Below are 2302 nucleotides of genomic sequence, written 5' to 3'. Positions count from 1 at the left end.
ATTAACACAATAAATTATGGATTGGCAACTCGTAAACTTTATTTTTGATTATTATTCAACCCTTGATTCGCATAATATCAAACATCTATAGCTCAATTATCTCAACATGCTGACAGCATAATTGATACCCCAAAAGCTAAACAAGCTAAAAATTTTATTACTGAGACACAGAATGCGTGGAAAGCAATATTAATGGAAGAGAATGGCCAAGCTAACAAACACTTCGAAAGCTCTAGAGTAATATTGTCTAGTCTTAAGCAACACCGTCATAAAGCATGGAGAATTGCGGCAAGTATTTTAGCTTCACTAACAGTTGTGGGTACATTTATTGGTATGGCTCAAGCAGGAATACAAAAAATTAGAGGCAAAAATCCTGATTATCTATTCATGACAATGACAGCATCAGCTCAGAAGGCTGAGAAAGTTTTGTCTGATGTGCCCCGTCAATTTAGACATTAGTTGTAGAGCTGAATTATCACGTATTCATACGTGTTGAGTTAGAGGTGTTGTAATTCAATAATATAAAGCCTAAACCCTAGTTATATATAGGAATAAAAATGGATAAAATATCTTTCTTTGAAATCGACAAGGAATACCGTTTAATTAGTATGAACCAAAGATTCATGGATGATATCAAGTTAAAAGAAAAAGACCTTATAGGCAAAACTGCACTCGATATCCCCTCAAAAAAAGCTTTTCAACAAATGTATGACCTTGGTAATCAAGAAGCTGTATTATCAAAGGGCATATCTGTGCGCAAGGATATGGCACTATTTAATGATGGCGTCAAACCAATTATCACCACAAAAAAATATATTAACCACAATAATGTTTACATTCGAGGTTTTTATTTTCCTTTTGAGCAGCACGCTACCCAGATATCAGGTAAAAAAATTATTATTAATAATTATTTCAAAGAGATTAAACTCTCAGCACTTAATTTTTATGTATTGTCATTAAAATGCTCTGGGATGACGAACACGGATATAGCACAACGTGTTTTTAGAGCCGACTCAACGATACGTAATATGATTTTAGATATGTTTTGTACTTTTGGTGTATATGATATTGTAACGTTATCTAGGTATTATTTTCTAGGGGAATGGCTTAATCATACAAGTATCAAATTTATGCAGCAAAATCTTAGTATTTTAAGTAAATAAAATTATTATAAAAGTTAACTCCATATAATTGCCATTTGCATGGGGCGCGATATTATGGCTTATAGTCAAGTTTGTTGATTTACGGTGGATATATTTGAATAAACTTCACAACCTAATCTTTTCAGTAATGAGCAGTCATTTATAAAATTTTTTGCATCGTTATGCATGGTGCTTTGTCAAACCGTATATATGGGGATTTATATTATGAATTTATGTCGCATAGCCGAGTCACTGCAGCTATATAGTGATGTTGAGCCAATCATTGAAATGTTAAAGTGCGTAGGGGTAGACTACTCACTAACGAGTGATGCTGGTGCATGGTGTCTGCCTTTATACCATCATCGCTATGCTAACAGAATGCACTTAAACACATCATATCGATTTCAAGATCCGTATCATAATAGTAGCTATATTGATTTTTTACCTAAAGTATTATCATTGGCAGATATTGCCACATTATCTGATCAAAGTGACCTTTGGAAACCATTGCTTAACCCCGTAAATAGCGATATGCCGCCTTGTTTTGCAATGTCATTTGTTTTAACTGATGAACATGTCAAGCATCGCTTTGTGTTTTACTATACTGATTGGAAAGATCAGATTCACTTTTATGTTAATTTGATTAATCTCCCCCAGAAACTCACGCCTGTGATTTCGATATTAAAATCAACAATGCTTGAAAATTTCACGCCTTTTTTTATTGCTAAAGATCAGCTTAACTCACTTAATTTAAATCATCATGCTTTGTCATTATCTGAAAAGAGCGATTTGTTAAATGCTAAGAACAAACTGAATAATAATGAACTGAATTTACTTAAATTGTTGGCGCTTGGTATTAATAAAACCGTTGAGTTAGCTGAGCAGTTGCATGTATCGGTGAGAACTATCGAAGATTATACACAAAATATCAGAAAGAAATTAAAGTTAGCCAATCGTTATGAGCTGCATGACTATGCTAGAAAGTTCCAGATATTGCAGTCGGATTAAAGATATACCCATAATAACTGGAGTTACAGAATTTTGCTATTTCAACACCCCGCCTCGCAAGCTCGCCACCCCTCTTTGCAAACATAGGTTTATAGGGATCTTTTCTATTCATTTAATTCTTCTCCTTGTAAAGTCTGAAAGCTCGACCAAGC

The 2302-nt window shown here is 33.8% G+C and carries 3 protein-coding genes; all 3 read left to right on the top strand.

Going from position 1 to position 2302, the window contains the following annotated elements; translation table 11 throughout:
* Positions 1–192: 192 nt before the first annotated feature.
* Positions 193–459 (top strand): hypothetical protein, encoded by a 267-nt coding sequence (locus ACY10D_RS09020; protein ID WP_487000411.1) that lies wholly within the window; start codon positions 193–195, stop codon positions 457–459.
* 98 nt (positions 460–557) lie between these two features.
* Positions 558–1163 (top strand): hypothetical protein, encoded by a 606-nt coding sequence (locus tag ACY10D_RS09015; RefSeq protein ID WP_487000410.1) that lies wholly within the window; start codon positions 558–560, stop codon positions 1161–1163.
* Positions 1164–1367: 204 nt separating this feature from the next.
* Positions 1368–2150: a helix-turn-helix transcriptional regulator gene (locus ACY10D_RS09010; protein ID WP_487000409.1), complete on the top strand. Its 783-nt coding sequence runs from the start codon at positions 1368–1370 to the stop codon at positions 2148–2150.
* The last annotated feature ends 152 nt before the right edge of the window (positions 2151–2302 follow it).

The organism is Cysteiniphilum sp., from assembly GCF_057495195.1.
The sequence above is the reverse complement of the archived record's forward strand: the minus strand, read 5'-3'. Positions and strand labels throughout refer to the sequence as shown.

Coding starts and splice junctions, on each gene's coding strand:
- ACY10D_RS09020 (WP_487000411.1), top strand. CDS start 193: ATGGAAGAGAATGGCCAAGCTAACAAACACTTCGAAAGCTCTAGAGTA.
- ACY10D_RS09015 (WP_487000410.1), top strand. CDS start 558: ATGGATAAAATATCTTTCTTTGAAATCGACAAGGAATACCGTTTAATT.
- ACY10D_RS09010 (WP_487000409.1), top strand. CDS start 1,368: ATGAATTTATGTCGCATAGCCGAGTCACTGCAGCTATATAGTGATGTT.